The sequence below is a fragment of the Actinomadura sp. 1N219 genome, assembly GCF_044326405.1.
In the GTDB taxonomy this organism is placed as follows: Bacteria; Actinomycetota; Actinomycetes; order Streptosporangiales; family Streptosporangiaceae; genus Spirillospora.
On sequence record NZ_JBIRAY010000008.1, the window covers coordinates 123,805 to 144,683 of the forward strand.

Here is a 20,879-nt window from a genome sequence, read left to right on the forward strand (position 1 = left end):
TCTACCGGGGCTTCCCTTGGCGCAGCACCCGCCCGAGGAAGCCGCGCATGTAACCCGCGACGACGTCCAGATGGCTCTCCAGCAGGAAGTGACCGCCGTCGATCAGGTGCACCTCCGCGTCCTTGGCGTCGCGGGCGAAGGCGAGCGCGCCCGCCGGGCCGAAGATCTCGTCGTTGCGGCCCCACACGGCGAGCACCGGGACCTCGCTGGTGCGCAGGAACTCGTGCAGCGGCGGGTAGAGCGGGCGGTTGTTCTGGTAGTCGCGGAACAGCGCCAGCTGGACCTCGTCGTTGCCCTCGCGGGAGACGAGCGCGTGGTCGTGCTCCCAGGTGTCCGGGCTGACCAGGCTCGGGTCGGGCACGCCGTGCACGTACTGCCACCTGATGGCCTCGACGCTCAGCGCGGCGCGGACGGCGGGTTCGGTGTCGGGGCCGGGGTTCGCCCCGTACGCCCAGAGGTCGGCCCAGAACGGCTCGACGAAACCGTCCTCGTAGCCGTTGCCGCTCTGGGTGACGATGGCGGAGATCCGTTCGGGGTGCTGGAGCGCGAGGCGCCATCCGATGGGGGCGCCGTAGTCCTGGACGTAGATGGCGTAGCGGTCCAGGCCCAGTTGGTCGAGCAGCCCGGAGGTGAGTTCGGCGAGGGCGTCGAAGGTGTAGGTGAACTCGTCCACGTGGGGGGAGTCGGAGTGGCCGAAGCCGAGGTGGTCCGGCGCGATGACGTGGTAGTCCTCGGCCAGCAGCGGGATGAGCTCGCGGAACATGAACGAGCTGGTCGGGAAGCCGTGCAGCAGGACGATCGCGGGCCCGTCGGCGGGACCGGCCTCCCGGTAGAAGATCTTGCGGCCGTCGACAGTGGCGGTCTGGTAGCGCACCGAACTCATTCTAACCCCTTCACGCAGCTAATCCGGTTAGGTCTTCGCCATGTAAACACGGAATGGGCTAACCTGTCAAAGCATCCGATCTGGTTAGGAGGAGAGCGGCACCCGATGGAAGCGCTACTGGACCTGCTCAACAGCAGGCCACTGGTCAACGGCGAGGAACAGGACGCGCTCGGCGACCCGGCCGGCGGCACACGCTGGGCGCGGGAGCACGGCGGCGAAGGAAGCCCCGCGGAACTGGCCCTGCTGCGCGAGGCGCGGGACATCCTGCGGGACGTGGTGAAGGGAGAAAGCCCGCCCACCGCGTTGAGCCCGCTGCTAGAGGGGGTCCACCAGACCCCAGAGCTCACTTCGGACGGTCTTCGCTGGAAGGTGAACACACCCCCGCACGCCCGCCTGGCCGTCGAGATGGTCCTCGCCTGGGCCGCCACCGAGAAGCAACTACCCGGCCGACTGCGCCCCTGCGCCAACGACGAGTGCCAGCTCTTCCTCCTCGACCGCAGCCGCGCCAACCGTGCCCGCTGGTGCTCGATGGCCGCCTGCGGCAACCGCGAAAAAGCCCGCCGCCACTACAACCGCACCCACGAACAAAAGGGCCCCTAACCGCCTGACGCCACCTCCACAACGACGCCCGCGTCTGCCGCATCGATCGCGCCCGCCCACGTCCCTCCTGGACGAACTGGCCCTCGACTGCGGCTTCGACGAGATGTCGCCCCACCGACCGACTACGTCGTCCGCCCCTCGAACTCGTCCAAGAACCCCGGCACAGGGGCTGTCACGCCCTCCGCCCACCATCACTTCCGCTTCAAGGAGCCGCACATCCCTGCTCCTGAGTCCGGCGGTGCGCGTGGTCTCGGCGCAGCCGAGTAGATGGCCCCGGCACGGCCTTCGGCCTTTGTCCGGATGACCTCCGGCAGCTCGGCCCGATGCACTCGTGAGACCTTTCTCGAAAGGTGGCCCCTTTCAGGGGATCTGCCCCCCCGGTTAGCGCGAGGCGGGGCGGTGAGATTGATCCCAGCCGCCGATGCCACAGCAGACGCAGCGCGTGCGCACGGCCGATCACCGGTAGGACGTCGCCTTGTGACCAGCGCGCCACCTGGGCGACCAACGCAAGCGGATAACGTCATCCAACCCGAATGACGTTAAAGGGATCAGTTCGGCGTTCTGGATATCGTTTTGAGTTGTGTCGTTTTGTGGAGCGCGGTCTACATAGAGGTGGCGCTCCACCAGTTGCGGGCCAAAAGGGCACTACGCGCCTTCGCCCCTTCGGTAGCGACAACCGCTCGGGATCTAAGATCCATGTCCACATGCGGCCAAATCACCCAGGGAGACCATTCCCTTCTCCCAAGAAGCTACCTGCACCTACACCCCCTCTTAAGGGTAGGTCCTGATCTGGGAATCGAGGCCGATAGTGTCTGAGTTCGCAACTCTCTGTCGAATTGGTGGTCACTATCGGCAAGACCTACTGGATCTTGCCCGACGCCGCACGGGGGTGTTACGTTCGCTGTCGTATTCCTCTTGTTGAGGAGACGATCAACACACACCAAAAATCCCAAGGCAATCCGACGGAGGGAATCAAGGCGCCAAAAAGGGGGAAGGCAACAGTAAGATCGCCCCTTTGGTTGGCGCTATCGGACGCCAGGACGCTCCAATCGAAAGGGTCATTTTCCGCATGCAATCGTCCTCTCAAACGAACAATGTGTCGGCATTCGTGCGCTCGCTCATCGCAATAGCCGCGATGGGGGTGTTGCTCATTGGTGGGCTCTTCGCAACTGCTCCGGCATCGGCGGCGGTGGGCGCGGATAACGTCAAGAGCATAACCATCGAAGGCGGCGACTCCGATCATAGATCGAAGCTCGTGATCAAGTTTCCCGGCGCAGGTTTATCGAAGAGCAAAGCCAGCGGCTTACGTCACGCTCTGACCCGCGGCCAGGTACGGAATCAGCGACTCGCCGATGTTCTGCAGTGCGGTCAAAAGATCGGGAGAATGGACAACAATGGATACTTCTCCATAGCCCTCTACTGCGGTGCCCCCGGAACCAGCACTCTTCCCTGGGGTTACAAGATCTCCCCCGAGTTGCGAGCCATCATCACCGGCCTGGTGGCGGAACGAGGCATGGCTTGGTGGCAGAACGGCCAGGCCAGGCCGTGGAACGCCCCACACGTGGTTTCTCCTGACTACCAGTTCCACGGCACTCTCGGACCAGTGTGGTGGGGTGACGACATCGATTACAATGACTTCTATGTCTTCCGCGTCAATGTAGGCGGCCAGACGGGCACGGGAACCCTCACCACCGCGGGCACCGTACAGGTGCGCCAATAGAATCGAGCACATGGTTCACGAACGACTTCTCACGCATGTGCGTGACACTGCCGAGGCGATTCTCGATCGCCTCGGCAGTGACGCATGCACTCACGTCAACATCATAGAAGTCGCCCCCTACGGAACCGAGGACATGCCCGGCGCCGATCACCTGATCCTGGAGTTGCACTCAGGGAGCGTCGATGCTGATATCTCGGCCGACGAGTCACTCTCCCATGTCCGGATCACGCTCAGTGAAAGTGGTCGAAAGAATATCGGATACGCTCTGTACCCTCTTGGTGTTTCAGAGCCTGACGCGGTCGTCGCGTTGGCTTCCCATATTCAGGATTACATCATGGAGATTGGTTCAGGCCGGCCAGCCCCTGCCTGCCCGAATCATCAGCATCCAATGATGGCTGAAGCCGTCGATGGAATGCCTGTCTGGCGTTGCCCACACGATGCGGCCAACTATGCCGAACCGATTCTGGGCCCTCCACACACTTACAGCTCATAACAATGGGTGTAGTTCCCGACTCACACAAGGTTTTCGTAGCTGGTAGTCGCCGGTCGTTGGTGCATGGCGGCGCTCGCATCGAGGCCAAATCCGTTGAAATCTACGGGCGATCTGCAGTGAATCCCCGGCGGGCTTTGCGTGACAACTCGATACGACCAGGCCAACTACAGCGAAAGGTTACAACTCGCTTGACTGGCATCAGGTGTCCAGTTCCCTATGTCGGGGGCGTTGCTGCCAGGTCGGTGCGTGGCGGGTCGACGAGTTCGATGCCGATGGCGACGACGCCCAGGGCTTCCCGTTCGGGCGGATAGATCTGCCGGATGTTCGCGAGCTGTTCCTCCCGTGTGGCCAGAGGATTGACCGAGGTGATGGTCTCGTGGTCGAACATTTCCTCGAAGCTGGTGTAGCGGACAATTCGGGTGACCCGGGTGAGGATCTGATCGCCCTGGCAGCGGAACCGGATCAGCGAACCTTCCTTGATCTTCTTGCGGCTGGAGTCGTTGACCCGGATCTCGGTGGTCTTGCGGCCGGTCGCAATCAGGTCGAAATAGCGTTTGTAGATGCCCATTTCGTGGGCGCGGATGGGCAGGGTGGCGGGTCGTGCGGTCATGAGGCGGCCGAGTTCCTTGACGGTGAACGAGCGGAAGAAGTGCTTGGGGTCGGTAAGTAGCCGGCCAACGAGCCAGACGAGTGAGTCGACGTAGTTGTCGAGTTCGCCGGGCCAGGTAGTGGTATCGAGCATCCAGGGTTCGACATCGGCGGGCAGGGCGTCTTTGCCCTGCCCGCGCAACAGCGACTTGGACAGCTTCGCTCCGGTCGGCGCGAGGACCTGTGGGGTGAAGATCCGCATCGGCATTTGCGCGGCAGGGGTGCCAAGAGCGCCCAGCGTGCCGTCGACGAGCTGGCAGCCGAAGGCCCAGTCGCCGCCCTTCATCATCACGTGCAGGACGTCCCGGTCGCGGCCGAATGCGCGTTCTTTGACCAGGTTGCGATAGAGAGTGGCCAGGTCGAGGTAGGGCTGGTCGTCTTCGGGGTCGACGTGGCTCTCATAGGGGCCGTGGTCCAGGCAGACTGCGGTGAATGTGGCGCCGTCCTCGTCGAGCCGGACCAGTTTGGTCCGGTCGGCGCGTTTTTCCGCCCAGCCGCAGTCGGAACAGGGAATGCGGATGTGGACGGTGCCATGCGAGGGCGCCATCCACCAGCGAATGTCCTCCAGCCGTTCCAGAGTGCGCAGAAATTCCGCCCGGAACCCCGGTGTTGCCTGCTGGCCGGTGTAGGTCTCCACCGCGTAGTCGGTGTCGGTGGCCTCGGACAACGAGTCGAAGAACTCGACATAGTAGGTGTCGATCAGTTCAGTGATCTTGTCCTTGCCCAGAGCATGGATATAGGTCTGCTGGTAGGCGTGGTGAGTTTCGGGGTCGAGCACGACGTCGTGCGGGGCGTTGTCCAGTGCCCCGAAGCGCACCATCGTGTCGATGGAGAACTCGCGGCGGGCGGTCTTGGCCAGCAGGAACGCGGCGGTCTGGACAAGGTTGGTGCCCAGATGCGGGGCTCCGTTGATCTGGGTGCCGACCACGAACTCGATCCGCGCCGGCCGGGTCGCCAGCACCCGCGGCCGGAGGAGGTCGATGGTGCGCAGCAGGGCGTTGGCCAGGACGCTGTTCGGCGAGATCAACGACGTCGACTGCCCGTTGCGGGGCAAAAGAGATCACACTCCTCGGCTCGGTTTGGGCAGGCGCAGGTTGGCGCAGATGAAGTCCAGCCGCGCGGCGGCAGAGTCGGGAGCGACGAACACCGGCTCGTAGCCGGCGTCGTAGTAACCCTGCACGATCAGCTCGTGGACCCGGCGGATCTCGCGATCCTTGGCCCAGACGATGTCGTCGGGGTCTTCAAAGGTGTCCAGCGGGTCCAGCACGAAGATCGCGTCGTAGCGGTGGCGCTGGGTCGCCTCCTCCAATCTGGTGGTCGGCTTGAGCCCGAAGAAGCCTTCCCAGCCGTAGCCATCCGGGATGCCGCGGTTGTAGAACCTGATCCCGCTGGTGTGCGCGGTGTATTCGGCGATGAACGCCTCCAGCACTTCCAGGGAGTACTCGCGCCGGTCCTCGCGGCGCAGGTGCCGCCCGAGCCGTTCGCGGTGCTTGCGGTAGATCTCCCGACCGGGCTCCTCCTGCATGCAGGGGATGCCGGCGGCGTGGATCCGCTCGATCAGGTCGTCCTTGCCCGACGACGGGCCGCCGGTGATGACATAGCGGCGCGGCGGGCCGTCTGCTGCGGCATCGAGCGCCGCCGCAAGCGGGTTCGTTGTCACTGAGTCGATCCGTTCTCGTCGATGGCGGTGGGAAGCGGGTCCTTGCCGAGCAAACCGTCCATCCAGGCCCTGCCCAGCCCGGTCTCGTTGTGCAGGGCGTGGACGAACTGGTCACGGCTGGCGTCCCCGGCGGCGGCTTCGGTCAGCCGGGACGCCTGCGAATCGGCCAACTCCGGCGTCCAGCCGGTCAGGGCGAGCAGGTCGTCGACGGAGGTGTCGGACTCCGGCGCGTAGTCAGTGGTGTAGCCGATCGCCTCGGCGCGGGCGGCGGCCCAGCGCCAGGCCGCGGTCACCGCCGCGTGGATCAGGTCGATCCGGTCTGCGCGCAGGCTGACCAGCCGCTCGACGGTGAGCAGTTCGGCGCGAGCGGCGTAGAGGGCCGACCACAAACGAGCCAGCTGTTCCTCGTGTTCGGTGACCTCCCAGGCGAACGGATCGGCCGGGACAGGCTGGCGGAGGGTGACCGGCGCGAGCCGGGGGGCGATCATCGGTGTGCGGGTGAACCGGTCGGCGTCGGCCAGCAACTCCCAGGCGATCTTTTCGATGAGCTTGGGCTCGACCCGCTTGCGGAAGTGGTGGACCTCGTGCCCGGCCTGCTCGGCTGCGAGGTCTCGCCGCGCGGTGAGGTTCAGCCCCGGCTCGGCCGGTGGCAGCCCGAACAGCACCCTGGCTGCCGGGGCGTAGCGCGTGTCGGGAAACCGGGCCAGCAGCCCGCGCAGGGTGCCGTCCAGCGCCGCGGTGCGACTGGCGATGTCGGCGGGGTCGACCGCCCTGGCCACCACCCCGCGCAGGTCCAGCAGGGCGGCGTCCGCGCCGGCCGGGGTGACCGGCAGCCCCTGCCGCAGCAGGCGCGTGACCGCCGCGACCACCGCTCCCTCGACTGGGCTTTTTGTGGGCATGCTCTCAGTGAAACACAATGCCCAGAAAAAGCCCAGCGAACGGCCGGGCTGGTCCTCGTGCCTTGTGATCGTGACCGGGTGGGCAGCCTCGCGACTCGGTGGCCATGGACCAGTTCCCACTGCGTAGCGGCGTGAGAGGAACTGGCCGCCTGGCCTCCCTCCCCTCCTCCGCTGCCTTGCCTCAACGCTGTAGGTGGGTGAGGAGGGTGGTGAAGCCCTGGCGGGTGACGGTGCGGTGGTGGGGCTTACTGTAAGGGGCCGTTCTGTGTCGTCCCGCGACCTCGGCTAGGAGGGCGGTGCAGGAGTGACGATCACGAGGCGGCCTGCTTCGACGTGTTCAAGGACTTCGGGAAGTCTGACGTCTTGGGCAATGATGACCACATTGTCGCGGACGGGGATGTGGCCGTCCGGGTCGGCGATTTCCACGCCGGGGGCGTTCATGGCTTCGATGTCAGGTGGGTGAGGAGCGCGGCGAAGTTCTGGCGGGTGAGGGCGAGGTGGCCAGCCGCCGGTTCCTTGCTGTCGCGGATGGCGATGTGGTCGTTGAGGTCGGCGATTTCGACGCAGTTGCCTTCGTCGCCGCCGCTGTGGGTGCTCTTGCGCCAGCGTGGTGGGGCTTTCATGGCTTCGATGTCAGGTGGGTGAGGAGGGTGGCGAAGTCTTGGCGGGTGAGGGCGAGGTGGCCGGTGTGCGGTGCCTTGCTGTCGCGGATGGCGATGCGATCGTTGAGGTCGGCGACTTCGACGCATTCGTTTTCGTGGGCACCGCTGTAAGTGCTCTTGCGCCAATGGGCTTGGGGCGGCTTGGGGGCGTTCATGATTGTGACGCTATCTCCTCGATGAGGATCAGCGAAGCGGATCTGCTCAGGCACGCTGAGAGCAGCAGTCCGAAGATCTCCTGATGGGTCGCGACCGCGGTCTCGTCCTCCAGGAAGATGCTCTTGGTGAGCTGGTCGTAGACGGACACGGTAAGCCGTCCGGGTGGGCGCAGAGACACAAGGTGATATGGCGTAATGAGCCCGAGGTACTCGCTGGTCGAGCTGGGCAGGACGCGAAGGTCCACGTGATCGAGTCGGGCGGCTTCGGCCAGCCGTCGAACCTGTGCCCGCATGATCGCGGGGTCGCCGCCGACCTGGTTGCGGAGGACGGCCTCCGCGATGATCGGTGTGTATTGGGGCGGTTTGGAGCGGCTCAGTACGCGCTGGCGAGATAGTCGAAAGTCGACAAGCGTTTTGATGCTGTGCGGCCGCTTGGCGTTGCCGATTGTGATGATTTTTCGGGCATAGTCGGGGATCTGGAGAAGTCCCGGGACGACGTTGGACTGGAAGGTGCGGATCTCGGCGGCGTCCTCCTCAAGGCTGGCGAGGTCAAGGGCGGCTGCCGAAATTCTGTCCTCGTAGGCCCGTTCCCATGAACCGAGTTTGTGGGTGGCGAGGTGGAGGAGGGAGTCGCGGAGGGGGCCGTCCGCTATGGCGTAGAAGTCGAGTAGGGCGCTTAGTTCGTCTGGGGCGATGGTCTGGAGGCCGTTTTCGACCATGCTCAGCCAGCCTTGGGAGCGGCCGAAGCGGCCGGCGGCGGTGGCGACGGTCAGGTTGTGGTGGTCGCGGGCTTTGCGGAGCGCCGAGCCGATCCGGCGCTGGCGAACGGTGGGGGCGTTCCCGGAAGGCATCTCTCCAGCGTGTCACCGAGTGTGGCTGTCCGTACACGCATTGAACGTTCAGTCGGGAAACGTTCAGGGCGGGTGATGCGAGCGCATCGGATGGCGAATGTAGCGGGCGTTTCCGAATCGAAGGGAGGCGCTGGATGGGAGCGCTCGTGATGAGTTGGACGCCGTCGAGCGAGGGTGAGGCGGTTGGGCGGCGGGGTGTGTCGTGGGTGTGATCAGCGGTGGGCTTGTCGTGGTCGGGACGCTCACGCTTCCGGGCGTGCGGAGGTCCGTCGCGTATGCGCGGCGGTTCCTGCGGGACATGGTGCCGCAGGCGCATCCGCTGCTGGACGACCTGGTGACGGTCGGGAGCGAGACCGTCTGCAACGCGATCACCCACACGGACTCGGGTGACGGCGGACGGGTGACGGTCACCCTGCTGGCCGGACGGGGCGCCTACCGGCTGGAGGTCTCCGACGACGGCGCGGGCGGCAGGCGTCCGCACCTCAAGGCCGAGACCCTCGCCGAGGGCGGACGCGGGCTGCGGGTCGTGGAGGCCCTGGCGGAGAGCTGGGGATTCCGGACGGACGGGCCCCGCACTGTCGTGTGGGCGGAATTCCGCGTGTGTGAGAACTCGTCCGGAAACCCCGACAGGGGGTTGTCGCGGGCCTCCATGAGGCTGATGCCAGCAGCGTTCGAAGGAGGAAATCGATGAGTGTTCCCGCGTTCAACACCGTCACGTGGTTCCAGGTCGGCACCCACGCGCCGGAGGAGGCCCGCCGCTTCTACGGCGACATGTTCGGCTGGAAGTTCGCGCTCGACCCGGACTCGGACGGCTACGACCTGGTCACCTACCCGGGGGCCGACGCGCCGAGCGGCGGCATCTCGCACGAGCCCGACGCGTCCCGCAACCACGCGATGTTCCTGGTCCTGGTCGAGGACGTCGACACCGCCTGCGCGCAGACGGAGAAGAACGGCGGCAAGGTCGCGGAGCCCACGATGACGACGGCCAACGGCCTCAAGTTCGCCTACCTGGAGGACCCCACGGGCAACCGCTTCGGCGTCTTCACGCCCCCGCCCGTCTCCTGACCTGGACCCAGGACGCGGAAAGGGCCCCGAGAACCTCGGGGCCCTTCCGTCGCGCCACAAGCGCCATTGGCGTCGCACTGCCGCCCGGCTGATCGCGGCCTACACCTCCGCGATCATCCCGGGCCGGGTCAGCTCTCGCCGCCGGTGTTGCTCTCCGCGCTGCCCGCGCCGCCCGCGAACACGTCGCCGACGTCCTCGTTCAGGCGGTAGCGCTCGATCGCCTGCTGCAGCGTCTCCGGCTTGACCTCGCCGTGCCGGGCGAGCCGGGTCAGGACCGCGAGGACGATCGACGCCGCGTCGACGTGGAAGAACCGGCGGGCGGCGGCGCGGGTGTCGGAGAAGCCGAAGCCGTCGGTGCCGAGCGCGGTGAAGTCCGCGTGCACCCAGGGGGCGATCTGGTCGGGGACGGCGCGCATGAAGTCCGACACCGCGACGATCGGCCCGGCGACGTTGTCGAGCCTCTGGGTGACGTACGGGACGCGCTGGTCGGACTCGGGGTTCAGCAGGTTCCACTCGTCGCAGTCGCGGGCCTCGCGGGCCAATTCGTTCCACGAGGTGGCCGACCAGACGTCCGCGGCGACGCCCCAGTCCTCGGCTAGGAGGCGCTGTGCTTCCAGGGCCCAGCGGCCGCCGACGCCGGACGCCAGGATCTGCGCTCGCGGGGCCTCGCCGTTCCCCGAGGCGACCTCTGGGGCAGTCTGGTACCGGTACAGGCCCTTGAGAAGGCCGTCGACGTCGAGGTCGTCGGGTTCGGCGGGCTGCTGGTACGGCTCGTTGTAGATGGTGAGGTAGTAGAAGACGTCCTCGCCGTTCGGGTGTTCCTCGGAGGTTCCGTACATGCGGCGCAAGGCGTCCTGGACGATGTGCGCCAGTTCGAACGCCCACGTCGGGTCGTAATGGACGCATGCCGGGTTCGTCGCGGCGAGCAGCGGGGAGTGCCCATCGGCGTGCTGCAGGCCCTCGCCGGTCAGGGTGGTGCGTCCGGCGGTGGCGCCGAGCAGGAACCCGCGGCCCATCTGGTCGCCGAGCGCCCACATCTGGTCGCCGGTCCGCTGGAACCCGAACATCGAGTAGAAGATGTAGACCGGGATCATGTGCTCGCCGTGCGTGGCGTATGCGGTTCCGGCGGCGATCGTGGACGCCATCGACCCGGCCTCGCTGATGCCCTCGTGCAGCATCTGGCCGCTCTCCGACTCCTTGTAGGAGAGCAGCAGCTTGCGGTCGACGGCCTCGTACGTCTGGCCGTGCGGGGAGTAGATCTTGGACGTGGGGAACAGCGAGTCCATGCCGAACGTGCGGTACTCGTCCGGGGCGATCGGGACGAAACGGGCTCCGATGTTCTCGTCCTTGATCAGGTCCTTGAGCAGCCGGACGAACGCCATCGTCGTCGCGATGTTCTGCTTGCCGGAGCCCTTCTTCAGCTCGCTGTAGACCGGGTCGCCGGGCAGCTTCAGCGGCTTGGCGCGTACTACGCGTTTCGGTACGAACCCGCCGAGGGCGGCGCGGCGCTCGCGCATGTACTGGATCTCGTCGGAGTCCTCGCCCGGGTGGTAGTAGGGCGGGAGCGGCGCCTCCAGCGCGGAGTCGGGGATGTCGAGGTAGAGCCGGTCCCGGAACTCCTTCAGCTCGGCCTTGGTGAGCTTCTTCATCTGGTGGGTGGCGTTGCGGGCCTCGAAGTCGGAGCCGAGCGTCCAGCCCTTGATGGTGTGCGCGAGGATCACGGTCGGCTGCCCGACGTGCTCGCGAGCCGACTTGAACGCCGCGTACACCTTGCGGTAGTCGTGCCCGCCGCGCGACAGCTTGCGCAGCTCGTCGTCCGACAGATGCTGGACGATCTTGCGCAGCCGCGGGTCGGCGCCGAAGAACTTCTCCCGGATGTACTCGCCGGCCTCGACGCTGAACGTCTGGAACTGGCCGTCCGGGGTGGTGTTCATCTGGTTGACCAGGACGCCGTCGACGTCCTGGGCGAGCAGCGGGTCCCAGTCGCGGCCCCAGATGACCTTGATGACGTTCCACCCGGCGCCGCGGAAGAACGACTCCAGCTCCTGGATGATCTTCCCGTTGCCGCGGACGGGGCCGTCCAGCTGCTGGAGGTTGCAGTTGACGACGAAGGTGAGGTTGTCGAGCTCCTCGCGGGCGGCGAGGCCGATCGCGCCCAGCGACTCGGGCTCGGACATCTCGCCGTCGCCGAGGAACGCCCACACGTGCGACCGGGACGTGTCCTTGATCTTGCGGTTGTAGAGGTAGCGGTTGAACCTCGCCTGGTACACCGAGTCGATCGCCGTCAGGCCCATCGAGACGGTCGGGAACTCCCAGAAGTCGGGCATGAGCCGCGGGTGCGGGTAGGACGACAGGCCGCCGCCCGGGTGCGAGTGCTCCTGCCGGAACCCGTCGAGCTTGTCGCCCGGGAGCCGTCCCTCCAGGTAGGCGCGGGCGTAGATGCCCGGCGAGGCGTGCCCCTGGATGAACACCTGGTCGCCGGACTCGCCGTGGTCCTTGCCGCGGAAGAAGTGGTTGAAGCCGACCTCGTACAGCGAGGCGGCGGAGGCGTACGTGGCGATGTGCCCGCCGACGCCGATGTCGGGGCGGTTCGCCCGCGACACCATGATCGCCGCGTTCCACCGGATATAGGCGCGGATGCGCCGCTCCACGTGCTCGTCGCCGGGGAACCAGGGCTCGTGCTCCGGCGGGATCGTGTTGATGAAGTCGGTGCTGCGCAGGCCGGGCACGCCCACCTGCAGCTCCCGCGCCCTCTCCAGGAGCCGGAGCATCACGTAGCGCGCCCTGCCGCGGCCCTCGGTCTTGATGACCGTGTCCAGCGACTCCAGCCACTCCCGGGTCTCGTCCGGGTTGATGTCGGGCAACTGGCTCGGCAGCCCGTCGCTGATGATCGAAAAGCGTTGACGTCCGGAAGCCACGGGGTCCCCTCTGTCCTTACCGTCTTTGCTGGTGGGACCGGTCGCCGCAGTGCGGCGGGCCGCCGGTCCCCGGCCGACTGTTCGTCGCCTCGGTACCTGATCCATCGTCGCCGCTAATGACGGCTAACGCATCTCTACCAGTCGGTAACCATTCTCCCCGGCAGGCCGGGGCGCCGACCTGCGCCATGCCCGGTTTTTCCCGGATCGGGGAAGATTCCCCTCGACGCCGCGCGGGGAACGTATGAGGCTGGGAACAACGGCACCACATGCCCGGCACGGCCCGTCCCGGTGGCGGGCGAACGAGCTTGGGGGAGTGATGAACGGACAAGTCGGAGACCGGCTGCACGTTCACGGCAACGTCGTGGGCCAGGCAGACCGGACGGGCGAGATCATCGAAGTGCGCGGCCCGGACGGCGACCCGCCCTACGTGGTGCGGTTCGCCGACGGCCACGAAACGCTGGTCTATCCCGGACCGGACGCGGTGATCGAGCCCAGGGAAGAGCTGTCGCGCTAGCCCGGAGACGCGACCGCATGATCGGCCCGGCGCCGGACGCAGGGTACGTCCGGCGCCGGATGCGTCCGGGCGCGCGGATCGGGTAGACACGGGACCATGGAGAGCACCGTGGTCCGGGTGGCCACCGGTACGCGTGAGGCCGTGCACGACATCACGGCCGACTGCGAGCGGTTCGCCGCGGCGGCGGGCGGCGACGGGCTGCTGCACGTCTTCGTCCCGCACGCCACCGCCGGCGTGGCGATCCTCGAACTCGGCTCGGGCAGCGACGACGACCTCCTCGCCGCCCTCGGCGACCTGCTCCCGGCGGACGACCGCTGGCGGCACGCGCACGGGTCGCGGGGGCACGGCCGGTCGCACGTCATGCCCGCGCTCGTCCCGCCCTATGCGACCCTTCCGGTGGTCGGCGGGCGGCTCGCGCTGGGCACCTGGCAGTCGGTGGCCCTGGTCGACCTCAATGTGGACAACCCGGATCGCCAGGTACGCCTGTCTTTCCTTAAAGGATGAGCGAAACGATCCTAGTGCCGTCCCCCTCGCGGGGCATGGGCATGACGCAGGAGTTGTCACTTTCCGCGTACGCGCGGTTACTGTGATCTCCGTAATCGGGCCAATGAGGCCACCAAAAGCCGGGAAGACACTTGCGCTAGGGGCCCTCACTTGTGTGGACTGTCCGGCAAACACCGCACAGGTGCGGGCGGGCCGCCCGTCCCGGGGGCCGGAAAGCAAAAGCACGACACCGTGCGGACGACGACAATGGGAGGACTTTCGTGAGCGCGACCGCGGGTCAGGCGCAGTCTGAGCGCAGCCTGGCCGAACGGCTCGGCCTGAAGGCGGGCCAGGTGGTGCAGGAGATCGGCTATGACGACGACGTCGACGAGGAGCTCCGCGAATCCGTCGAGGCCGTCACGGGGAACGAGCTGGTCGACGAGGACTACGACGACGTGGTCGACGTCGTGCTGCTGTGGTGGCGCGAGGAGGACGGCGACCTGTTCGAGGGCCTGACCGACGCGATGATCCCGCTCACCGGCGGCGGCGACATCTGGCTGCTGACGCCGAAGGCGGGCCGCGACGGCCATGTGGAGCCGAGCGACATCGGAGAGGCCGCGCAGACGGCCGGCCTGTCGCAGACCAGCAGCGTCAGCGCCGCGAAGGAGTGGTCCGGGACGCGGCTGGTCGCGCCCAAGGTCCGCAAGTAGGCGGGCGCACTCACGGGCGCACTCAGCGGAACGCCCCGGTTCGGTCGCCCGACGTCCGGCGGGCGGCGCGGGGTGACAGACTGGGCCCGTCCCCCACGCCAGTGGGGGGCGGGCATACCCCGCCGTGAGCGGACCGAATCCTGGGAGAGGCATTGGCGGTTGAGGTAGGCGACGTCGCACCCGACTTCGAGCTGAAGGACCAGCACGGCACTCCGGTGAAGCTGTCGAGCTTCCGGGCCGCCGACCAGGGGGGACGGGGCAAGAACGTCGTCCTGGTGTTCTATCCGCTGGCGTTCAGCGGCGTCTGCACGGGCGAGCTGTGCCAGATCCGGGACGAGCTGCCCACCCTGGGCGGCGACAGCGCCGACGACGTGCAGGTCCTGGCGGTGTCGGTCGACTCGATGTACGCGCTGCGCGCCTGGGCCGACCAGGAGAAGTACCAGTTCCCGCTGCTGGCCGACTTCTGGCCGCACGGCGGGACGGCACAGCGCTACGGCGTGTTCGACGAGACGAAGGGGCTGGCCCTGCGCGGCACCTTCATCATCGACACCGAGGGCGTGGTCCGCTGGAAGGTCGTGAACGCGATCCCGGACGCACGCGACATCGACGAGTACCGCAAGGCGCTCGCCGGTATCTGAGCGAAACGGACCGGGTCCGATGGCCGGAACCGGTCCCCGCACCCCTGGAGGTGTGATGCCCTGCTTTCGCTGCGGGGCGCGGCAGACCGACCCCGTGCGGGGCGCGAGCCCGTGGAAGCGCGGGGTGCGGGCGGACCGCCAGGTCCTGATCTGCCCCGGCTGCCAGTCCGTCCACGGCACGGCGGACGATCTCGACCGCTGCGCGGCGTGCGGCTCGGCGCGGCTGGTGTGCCGCCTCGGCGAGGTCGAGTGCCGCGACTGCGGGCACACCCGCGAGGCCGTCCCCGCCGACCTGGTCCATTCCGGCGCGCCGCCAGGCCCGCCCGCCGCGTCCGGCGACGGCGACCTCTCCGCGGAAGTGGCCGCGGCCCTGAACCGCGTACTGCGCCGGGGCCCGGCCACGTAACCGCGCCGGGGCCGGCCTGGCCCGGCCCGGCCGCGTAACCGCGCACTGACCAATTCCGGTCGTCCCGACCGCTGCATTTGGGACTTGACGCGGCATTTTCTCCGCTGGCACGCTGCGCGGATGCCGATCGTGCTGATGCGCCTGGTCACCAGGATCACCGGGCGCTCCTGGCGGGCGCCCGCGCTCGTCCTCCTCGCCGCCTTCCTGACCGGCTGGCTGCTGATCGCGGTGTTCGAGGAGCCCGGCGCCGACATCAAGCGGCCGGACCAGTACATCTGGTACTTCCTCGTCAGCGGCACCACCACCGGCTACGGCGACCTGTACCCGGAGTCGGTCGGCGGCCGGATCGGCGGCGTGATCATCATCGTGGCGGGGCTCACCGCGGGGCTCGTGATGTTCGCCGAGCTGACGCTCTGGATGGGAAGAGGACGGACCATGAGGGCCAACGGCCAGGCGCAGCTGCACAAGAAGCAGCACATCGTGATGGTCGGCTACGACCGGGACGGCCTGCGGGCCATCATCGGCCAGCTCCGCGCCGACCCGGAGTTCGCCAAGACGCCCGTCGTCACGATCTTCTGGCCGGGCGAGCTGGCGGGCGAGAACCCCGACCCCGGCCTGTACGACGTGGTGGCCTTCGACGACACCGCCTATGACCGCGCGTGCCTGGAGGCGGCCCGCACCGCGGTCGTGGTCGGCCGCTCCGACGACGAGACCGTCCGGGTGATGCTGGGCGTGTCGGCCTACCTGCGGCGGAAGGACGTGGCGTCCGTGCACCTGCTGGCCGGCGTCCACGACGGCGGCCGCCGCGCGGAGATCACCGAGGCGCTGGGCCTGATCAGCCCGGACATCGAGCCGGTCGACATCGACGACCCCGCCGTCGTCGCGGTCGCGATCCGGAACCCGGGCGTCGCCGCGATCTACCACAACCTGGCCAGCACGCTGGACTCGGACGGCACCCTCTACCGCGTGGACGTCCCGGCGGACGCGGGCGAATGGTCCCGCATCGACGTCGCCGTCTTCCTGCTGCGCCGCGGGAGCACCCTGCTGGCGGTCGGCGAGTCGCACCGTCCCAACGCCCGGTTCCGCCTCACCGCGACGCCGGACGAGCGGATCCAGGGCGGCCAGTCCCTCGCCGTGGTGGCGCCGTGCCGTCCCGACATCCCCTGGCACGAGCTGTGACGGGGCCGGGAGGGCGCCGGCGCGCCCGCTGAGACGCCCTCCCGGCGCCCGCGTCGCGCGCGGCCCGGGATCCCGGGGCCTCCCCGCGCGCGTGCGGGGCCCATGTCACGACCTCATCGGCCCGCGTCATCAGCCAGCGTCGCGACCGTGCGGCACGGTGTCCAGGACCCTGAACGAGATCCCGGCCCTGACCAGCCGGTCGATGAGCGCGTCGCCCATCGCGGCGGCGGTCGTGACCTGCCCGGCGGTGTCCGGCAGGTCGTCGTGGACGAGGCACAGCGCCGACTCGCCGAGCATCTTCGCCGTCTCGCCGTAGCCGGGATCGCCGCCCGCGACCTCGGTGACGACGCGCCTGCCGCCGCCCTCGCCCACGAACTTCACGCTGAACCAGTTGCGTGCGCGCCTCTCCTCGGACGGCCCGTCGCCCGGCTTGCGGAGCCGCAGCAGCAGGCTGCGGGTGGGCGGCAGCGAGGACAGGACGAGCAGCCCCCCGGCGCCCGCCGCCAGCCCGGCCGCGCCGGCGAGGCGCTTGACGGCGACGTAGTGCCCGTAGCTGAAGTCGGGGCCGTAGCGGTCGAGCGCCGCCGCCGACCGGACCACGATCTGCGGGTCGATGCTGGGGAGGGGGAGCGTCCAGCCGTCCCCGATCCGGGCCTTCGGGGTGGGACGCCGCGAGACGCGCACCGTCCGCCCGGCGGGACGCTCCTCCATCCGGCGGCGTTCGCGTTCGGCGCGCCTCATGCCGATGGGGTCCCCGAAGATCCCGACCGCGGAGTGCAGGGTGCCGCCGGACGCGTCCCCGCGCCCCCGCAGGAACCCCTCGACGTGCAGCGGGACGCCCTCGGGGAGCTGCTTCACCGTGAAGTAGGCGCCGAGGTCGTGCGGGATCGAGTCGAACCCGCAGGCGTGCACGATCCGCGCGCCGCTGCGGACGGCGGCGTCGTGGTACTTCACGTACATGCGGTCGACGAACGTGGGCTCGCCGGTCAGGTCGACGTAGTCGGTCCCGGCGCGCGCGCACGCCGCGACGAGGGGCTCGCCGTGCTCGGTGTACGGGCCGACCGTCGTGATGACGACCCGCGCCGCGTTCGCGACCTGCTCGATCGAGGCGGCGTCGGTGGTGTCGGCGTGCAGCAGCGGCAGGTCGGCGCACGCGGGGTTCAGCTTCTCCAGCCGGTCGCGGACGGCCCTCAGTTTGGCGCGGTTGCGCCCGGCGAGGGCCCAGCGCGTCCCGGGGTCGGCGTGCTCGGCGAGGTAGTCCGCGGTCAGGGCGCCGGTGAAGCCGGTGGCGCCGAACAGGACGATGTCGTACGCGCGCTCGGCGGTCATGCGCATGCCCCTTCCCTGGTTTTCGAACTAGATTCTGTATCCAATGGGACCGGTTGTGCACGCCGAGGCGGAGATGTGAGCGACCGCACTCGTCTAGGGTTGCTCGGATGAGGAGGATGGTGCTCTCGTGACCGGGCTCGCCGTGGCGATGGACGTCGTCGCCGTGGGCTTCTTCGCGTGGTTCGCGGCCCTGGTGACCCGCGGCCGGACCGTGCCCGCCGCCGACGGGGGCGGCCAGTCCGTCGCGATGCTCCTCATCGCGGTCAGCCTGGGCCTGCTGTCGGTCTCCCTGTGGAGCCTTCCCTAGCGACGACGTCGTGCGCCCTTCCCGCGTCGCGCCCACGGGTGACCGGCGTCACAGGCGATCCGGGGATTGGCCTCCGCATGTCCTACTGTTGTGACGACGACATGGAGATGTGGGGGAGAAGTTGCTGAACCCTGAGGAGCTGTACGAGCTCGACGCCGACCTGCCGCCGCTGACGGCTCCGGTGCTGCTGCACAGCCTCGACGGCTTCGTGGACGCCGGGTCCACCGGACAGCTCGTGCGCGAGCACCTCCTCGAGGCGCTGGAGCACCGCGTCGTCGCCCGCTTCGACGTCGACTCGCTGATCGACTACAGGGCCCGCCGCCCGCCGATGACGTTCGACCGCGACCACTGGGCGTCCTACGAGGCGCCCGAGCTGGTGGTGCGGCTCCTCCGCGACGACGCCGGCAGCCCGTTCCTGATGCTGTCCGGGCCGGAGCCGGACCGGCTCTGGGAGGGGTTCACCGCGGCCGTCCTGCACCTGATCAAGCGGCTCGGCATCGGGCTGGTCATCGGCTTCCACGGCATCCCGATGGGCGTCCCGCACACCCGCCCGGTCGGCATCACCTCGCACGCGACGCGGCCCGAGCTGGTCACGCGGAACTCCTGGTTCGACAAGGTCCAGGTCCCGGGCAGCGTCGCCGGGCTGCTGGAGCTGCGGCTCGGGGAGGCGGGCCACGACGCCGTCGGGCTCGCCGTGCACGTCCCGCACTACCTCGCGCAGTCCGCGTACCCGGCCGCCGCCGTCGCCGCGCTGGACGGCGTCGTCGACGCCACCGGGCTGGTGCTGCCCGTCGAGCCGCTCCGCGAGGCGGCCGCCGCGACCGACGCCGACATCGCCGAGCAGGTGGACGGCAACGACGAGGTGGAGAAGGTCGTCCGGGCCCTGGAACAGCAGTACGACGCGTTCGCCGGGGCCGCCGAGCGCGACAGCCTCCTCGCCGAGTCGCAGGACATGCCGACCGCGGACGAGCTCGGCGCGCAGTTCGAGCGCTTCCTCGCCGAGCAGGACGGCCCCGACGCCCAGTCCTAGAACCGATGCCCAGTCCCAGGATCAGGGCTGGGACGGACATATCCCGGTCGCCGGCGGGTAGGCGAGGCCCCGAGAGGGGAGGCTCGCTCATGGCCCAGAAGGTGAACGAGGTGATGACGCCGGTGCCCGTGGCGGTGTCCCCGGACACGCCGCTGGCGCGGGTCGGGGACCTCATGCGGCAGCACGGCATCGGCGACGTCCTCGTCGTCCACGAGGGGCGGCTCCGGGGCCTGGTGACCGACCGCGACATCGTCGTCCGCGCCGTCGCCGTCCAGAAGGACATGTCCACGGCCGTCGCCGACATCTGCAGCACCAACATGATCACCGTTGCGCCGGACGCCGACGCCGACGCCGCCGTCCAGCTCATGCGGCGGCACGCCGTCCGCCGTATCCCGGTCGTGGACGGCGACCGCCCGATCGGGATGGTCTCGATCGGGGACCTCGCCGTCCAGCGCGACGAACGATCGGCCCTCGCCGACATCAGCGCGGAACCGCCCAATACGTGACCGCGTTGAGCCCGCCGGGCGCCGAGTGGTTCAATCGGCGTCCGTGATGCGCGACGTGATCGTCGTGGGCGCCGGTCCGGCCGGATCCGCAGTCGCCCGCCACCTGGCCCGGTCCGGCCTGGACGTCCTCGTCCTGGAGAAGACGTCCTTCCCGCGCGAGAAGATCTGCGGGGACGGGCTGACGCCGCGGGCCGTCCAGGAACTCCGGACGCTCGGCATCGACCTCACCGCGCCGGGCTGGTTCCCCAACAAGGGCATCCGCCTCATCGGCGCCGGCCGCCGCCTCGAACTCCCCTGGCCGGACGGCCACGGCCTCACCCGGACCCGCGCCGACCTCGACGAGCTCCTCGCCCGCGGCGCCGTCACCGCCGGCGCCGACCTCCGGGAGAACACCAAGGTCACAGCCCCGCTCCAGGCGAACGGGCGCGTCACGGGCGTCCGCACGGACGGCGGCGACCACGAGGCCCGCCTGGTCATCGCCGCGGACGGCGCCTCGTCCCGGCTCGGCGTCGCCCTCGGCCTGCGGGCGCGCCGCGACCGTCCGATCGGCATCGCGGGCCGCCGCTACTTCCGCAGCCCCCGCCACGACGACGACCACCTCGAATGCTGGCTCGACCTGGCCCCGGCCGGCTACGGCTGGGTGTTCGGCATGGGCGACGGCACCTGCAACGTCGGCGTGGCGCTGCTCCGCGGCGAGCACCCCGACTACCACCGGCTGTTCTCCCGCTGGCTCGCCCCGCTTCCCGCGTCGTGGGGGTTCACCGAGGAGAACGCCGTCGGGCCCGTCCGCGGCGCCGCGCTGCCCATGGGCTTCAGCCGCCAGCCCCACTACCTCCCGGGGCTGCTCCTCGTCGGCGACTCCGGCGGCATGGTCAACCCGTCCAACGGCGAGGGCATCGCGTACGCGCTCGAAGCGGCCCGCATCGCCGCCGACGTGATCACGACCGCGTTCTCGTCGGCGTTCCCCGAGCGGGTCCTGCGGAAGTACCCGTCCGCCATCAAGCACGCCAACGGCGGCTCGTTCACCCTCGGCCGCGCCTTCACCCGCGCCATCGACGACCCGCGGATCATGCGCCTGGCGACCCGGCAGGGCCTGTCCCATCCGGCCCTGATGCGCTTCGCGCTCAAGATCGTCGGCGGGCTCCCGGCCCCCGCCGCCCCGACCGCGTCCGACCGCCTCGCCGCCGCGCTGGCCCGCATCACCCCGGCGTCATGACCATGCC

General features: G+C 68.9%; 25 protein-coding genes. 15 read left to right on the forward strand and 10 right to left on the reverse strand.

Features of this window, described 5'->3' with window-relative positions:
* Position 1 precedes the first annotated feature (1 nt).
* Positions 2-883 (reverse strand): alpha/beta fold hydrolase, encoded by an 882-nt coding sequence (locus tag ACH35V_RS24185; RefSeq protein ID WP_395975244.1) that lies wholly within the window; start codon positions 881-883, stop codon positions 2-4.
* Positions 884-988: 105 nt separating this feature from the next.
* Here ACH35V_RS24185 and ACH35V_RS24190 point away from each other — a divergent pair, with 105 nt between their 5' ends.
* The 3 genes from ACH35V_RS24190 (at position 989) to ACH35V_RS24200 (ending at position 3,696) form a co-directional block, all read left to right on the forward strand.
* The gene (locus tag ACH35V_RS24190; RefSeq protein WP_395975245.1) at positions 989-1,483 is read left to right on the forward strand and encodes a CGNR zinc finger domain-containing protein; all 495 of its coding nucleotides are present in this window, start codon (positions 989-991) and stop codon (positions 1,481-1,483) included.
* 1,108 nt (positions 1,484-2,591) lie between these two features.
* Positions 2,592-3,203 carry a hypothetical protein gene (locus tag ACH35V_RS24195; protein WP_395975246.1) on the forward strand — a complete coding sequence of 204 codons (612 nt, stop codon included), beginning with the start codon at positions 2,592-2,594 and terminating at the stop codon, positions 3,201-3,203.
* A 10-nt stretch (positions 3,204-3,213) separates the two neighbouring features.
* A complete protein-coding gene (locus ACH35V_RS24200; protein WP_395975247.1) occupies positions 3,214-3,696 on the forward strand; it encodes a hypothetical protein in 483 nt (160 codons plus the stop codon).
* A gap of 214 nt (positions 3,697-3,910) precedes the next feature.
* Here the strand turns inward: ACH35V_RS24200 and ACH35V_RS24205 are convergent, their stop codons facing one another.
* The 7 genes from ACH35V_RS24205 to ACH35V_RS24235 all read right to left on the reverse strand — a co-directional run bounded on the left by ACH35V_RS24205 (position 3,911) and on the right by ACH35V_RS24235 (position 8,571).
* Positions 3,911-5,398, reverse strand: coding sequence for an ASCH domain-containing protein (locus ACH35V_RS24205; RefSeq protein WP_395975248.1), 1,488 nt, complete (start codon positions 5,396-5,398; stop codon positions 3,911-3,913).
* A gap of 6 nt (positions 5,399-5,404) precedes the next feature.
* Complete coding sequence (locus ACH35V_RS24210; protein WP_395975249.1) at positions 5,405-6,004, reverse strand: AAA family ATPase; 600 nt, start codon at positions 6,002-6,004, stop codon at positions 5,405-5,407.
* Positions 6,001-6,903 (reverse strand): hypothetical protein, encoded by a 903-nt coding sequence (locus ACH35V_RS24215; protein ID WP_395975250.1) that lies wholly within the window; start codon positions 6,901-6,903, stop codon positions 6,001-6,003. The genes ACH35V_RS24210 and ACH35V_RS24215 overlap by 4 nt, the downstream gene beginning before the upstream one ends.
* 285 nt (positions 6,904-7,188) lie before the next feature.
* Complete coding sequence (locus ACH35V_RS24220) at positions 7,189-7,344, reverse strand: hypothetical protein (RefSeq protein WP_395975251.1); 156 nt, start codon at positions 7,342-7,344, stop codon at positions 7,189-7,191.
* Positions 7,341-7,526, reverse strand: a complete 186-nt coding sequence (locus ACH35V_RS24225) for a DUF397 domain-containing protein (RefSeq protein ID WP_395975252.1) — start codon at positions 7,524-7,526, stop codon at positions 7,341-7,343. The genes ACH35V_RS24220 and ACH35V_RS24225 overlap by 4 nt, the downstream gene beginning before the upstream one ends.
* Positions 7,523-7,720, reverse strand: coding sequence for a DUF397 domain-containing protein (locus ACH35V_RS24230; protein ID WP_395975253.1), 198 nt, complete (start codon positions 7,718-7,720; stop codon positions 7,523-7,525). Before ACH35V_RS24230 ends, ACH35V_RS24225 begins: the two co-directional genes overlap by 4 nt.
* A complete protein-coding gene (locus ACH35V_RS24235; RefSeq protein ID WP_395975254.1) occupies positions 7,717-8,571 on the reverse strand; it encodes a helix-turn-helix domain-containing protein in 855 nt (284 codons plus the stop codon). The genes ACH35V_RS24230 and ACH35V_RS24235 overlap by 4 nt, the downstream gene beginning before the upstream one ends.
* A gap of 256 nt (positions 8,572-8,827) precedes the next feature.
* On the opposite strand from ACH35V_RS24235, the gene ACH35V_RS24240 reads away from it, so the two are divergent.
* Positions 8,828-9,262 carry an ATP-binding protein gene (locus tag ACH35V_RS24240; RefSeq protein WP_395975255.1) on the forward strand — a complete coding sequence of 145 codons (435 nt, stop codon included), beginning with the start codon at positions 8,828-8,830 and terminating at the stop codon, positions 9,260-9,262.
* Positions 9,259-9,636 carry a VOC family protein gene (locus ACH35V_RS24245; RefSeq protein WP_395975256.1) on the forward strand — a complete coding sequence of 126 codons (378 nt, stop codon included), beginning with the start codon at positions 9,259-9,261 and terminating at the stop codon, positions 9,634-9,636. The genes ACH35V_RS24240 and ACH35V_RS24245 overlap by 4 nt, the downstream gene beginning before the upstream one ends.
* Before the next feature lie 128 nt (positions 9,637-9,764).
* On the opposite strand, the gene aceE is transcribed toward ACH35V_RS24245, so the two are convergent.
* Positions 9,765-12,554: a pyruvate dehydrogenase (acetyl-transferring), homodimeric type gene (aceE, locus tag ACH35V_RS24250; protein WP_395975257.1), complete on the reverse strand. Its 2,790-nt coding sequence runs from the start codon at positions 12,552-12,554 to the stop codon at positions 9,765-9,767.
* Positions 12,555-12,870: 316 nt separating this feature from the next.
* On the opposite strand from aceE, the gene ACH35V_RS24255 reads away from it, so the two are divergent.
* From ACH35V_RS24255 to ACH35V_RS24280, 6 genes are all read left to right on the forward strand, one after another.
* Positions 12,871-13,068 (forward strand): DUF1918 domain-containing protein, encoded by a 198-nt coding sequence (locus ACH35V_RS24255; protein ID WP_395975258.1) that lies wholly within the window; start codon positions 12,871-12,873, stop codon positions 13,066-13,068.
* A gap of 96 nt (positions 13,069-13,164) precedes the next feature.
* A complete protein-coding gene (locus ACH35V_RS24260) occupies positions 13,165-13,572 on the forward strand; it encodes a YjbQ family protein (RefSeq protein WP_395975259.1) in 408 nt (135 codons plus the stop codon).
* 260 nt (positions 13,573-13,832) lie between these two features.
* Complete coding sequence (locus ACH35V_RS24265; RefSeq protein ID WP_131967297.1) at positions 13,833-14,261, forward strand: DUF3052 domain-containing protein; 429 nt, start codon at positions 13,833-13,835, stop codon at positions 14,259-14,261.
* A 152-nt stretch (positions 14,262-14,413) separates the two neighbouring features.
* The gene (locus tag ACH35V_RS24270; protein WP_395975260.1) at positions 14,414-14,899 is read left to right on the forward strand and encodes a peroxiredoxin; all 486 of its coding nucleotides are present in this window, start codon (positions 14,414-14,416) and stop codon (positions 14,897-14,899) included.
* 55 nt (positions 14,900-14,954) lie between these two features.
* Complete coding sequence (locus ACH35V_RS24275; RefSeq protein ID WP_395975261.1) at positions 14,955-15,305, forward strand: hypothetical protein; 351 nt, start codon at positions 14,955-14,957, stop codon at positions 15,303-15,305.
* A gap of 120 nt (positions 15,306-15,425) precedes the next feature.
* Complete coding sequence (locus ACH35V_RS24280; RefSeq protein ID WP_395975262.1) at positions 15,426-16,484, forward strand: ion channel; 1,059 nt, start codon at positions 15,426-15,428, stop codon at positions 16,482-16,484.
* A gap of 129 nt (positions 16,485-16,613) precedes the next feature.
* On the opposite strand, the gene ACH35V_RS24285 is transcribed toward ACH35V_RS24280, so the two are convergent.
* Entirely contained in the window at positions 16,614-17,813 is a 1,200-nt protein-coding gene (locus tag ACH35V_RS24285; RefSeq protein ID WP_395975263.1) for a saccharopine dehydrogenase family protein, read from the reverse strand.
* A gap of 127 nt (positions 17,814-17,940) precedes the next feature.
* On the opposite strand from ACH35V_RS24285, the gene ACH35V_RS24290 reads away from it, so the two are divergent.
* From ACH35V_RS24290 to ACH35V_RS24305, 4 genes are all read left to right on the forward strand, one after another.
* A complete protein-coding gene (locus tag ACH35V_RS24290; protein ID WP_395975264.1) occupies positions 17,941-18,120 on the forward strand; it encodes a hypothetical protein in 180 nt (59 codons plus the stop codon).
* A gap of 121 nt (positions 18,121-18,241) precedes the next feature.
* On the forward strand, positions 18,242-19,150 hold the full coding sequence (locus tag ACH35V_RS24295; RefSeq protein ID WP_395975722.1) for a PAC2 family protein: 909 nt from the start codon (positions 18,242-18,244) through the stop codon (positions 19,148-19,150).
* Between the two features lie 89 nt (positions 19,151-19,239).
* Positions 19,240-19,656 carry a CBS domain-containing protein gene (locus ACH35V_RS24300; protein ID WP_395975265.1) on the forward strand — a complete coding sequence of 139 codons (417 nt, stop codon included), beginning with the start codon at positions 19,240-19,242 and terminating at the stop codon, positions 19,654-19,656.
* A gap of 46 nt (positions 19,657-19,702) precedes the next feature.
* Positions 19,703-20,872 carry a geranylgeranyl reductase family protein gene (locus tag ACH35V_RS24305; protein WP_395975724.1) on the forward strand — a complete coding sequence of 390 codons (1,170 nt, stop codon included), beginning with the start codon at positions 19,703-19,705 and terminating at the stop codon, positions 20,870-20,872.
* Positions 20,873-20,879: the final 7 nt, after the last annotated feature.

What these genes read in the sequence shown, in the direction of transcription:
- ACH35V_RS24190 (WP_395975245.1), top strand. Translation starts at nt 989, where the DNA reads ATGGAAGCGCTACTGGACCTGCTCAACAGCAGGCCACTGGTCAACGGC.
- ACH35V_RS24275 (WP_395975261.1), top strand. Translation starts at nt 14,955, where the DNA reads ATGCCCTGCTTTCGCTGCGGGGCGCGGCAGACCGACCCCGTGCGGGGC.
- ACH35V_RS24185 (WP_395975244.1), bottom strand. Translation starts at nt 883, where the DNA reads ATGAGTTCGGTGCGCTACCAGACCGCCACTGTCGACGGCCGCAAGATC.
- ACH35V_RS24215 (WP_395975250.1), bottom strand. Translation starts at nt 6,903, where the DNA reads ATGCCCACAAAAAGCCCAGTCGAGGGAGCGGTGGTCGCGGCGGTCACG.
- ACH35V_RS24280 (WP_395975262.1), top strand. Translation starts at nt 15,426, where the DNA reads ATGCCGATCGTGCTGATGCGCCTGGTCACCAGGATCACCGGGCGCTCC.
- ACH35V_RS24305 (WP_395975724.1), top strand. Translation starts at nt 19,703, where the DNA reads ATGCGCGACGTGATCGTCGTGGGCGCCGGTCCGGCCGGATCCGCAGTC.
- ACH35V_RS24235 (WP_395975254.1), bottom strand. Translation starts at nt 8,571, where the DNA reads ATGCCTTCCGGGAACGCCCCCACCGTTCGCCAGCGCCGGATCGGCTCG.
- ACH35V_RS24255 (WP_395975258.1), top strand. Translation starts at nt 12,871, where the DNA reads ATGAACGGACAAGTCGGAGACCGGCTGCACGTTCACGGCAACGTCGTG.
- ACH35V_RS24245 (WP_395975256.1), top strand. Translation starts at nt 9,259, where the DNA reads ATGAGTGTTCCCGCGTTCAACACCGTCACGTGGTTCCAGGTCGGCACC.
- ACH35V_RS24225 (WP_395975252.1), bottom strand. Translation starts at nt 7,526, where the DNA reads ATGAAAGCCCCACCACGCTGGCGCAAGAGCACCCACAGCGGCGGCGAC.
- ACH35V_RS24260 (WP_395975259.1), top strand. Translation starts at nt 13,165, where the DNA reads ATGGAGAGCACCGTGGTCCGGGTGGCCACCGGTACGCGTGAGGCCGTG.
- ACH35V_RS24300 (WP_395975265.1), top strand. Translation starts at nt 19,240, where the DNA reads ATGGCCCAGAAGGTGAACGAGGTGATGACGCCGGTGCCCGTGGCGGTG.
- ACH35V_RS24220 (WP_395975251.1), bottom strand. Translation starts at nt 7,344, where the DNA reads ATGAACGCCCCCGGCGTGGAAATCGCCGACCCGGACGGCCACATCCCC.
- ACH35V_RS24200 (WP_395975247.1), top strand. Translation starts at nt 3,214, where the DNA reads ATGGTTCACGAACGACTTCTCACGCATGTGCGTGACACTGCCGAGGCG.
- ACH35V_RS24285 (WP_395975263.1), bottom strand. Translation starts at nt 17,813, where the DNA reads ATGACCGCCGAGCGCGCGTACGACATCGTCCTGTTCGGCGCCACCGGC.
- ACH35V_RS24230 (WP_395975253.1), bottom strand. Translation starts at nt 7,720, where the DNA reads ATGAACGCCCCCAAGCCGCCCCAAGCCCATTGGCGCAAGAGCACTTAC.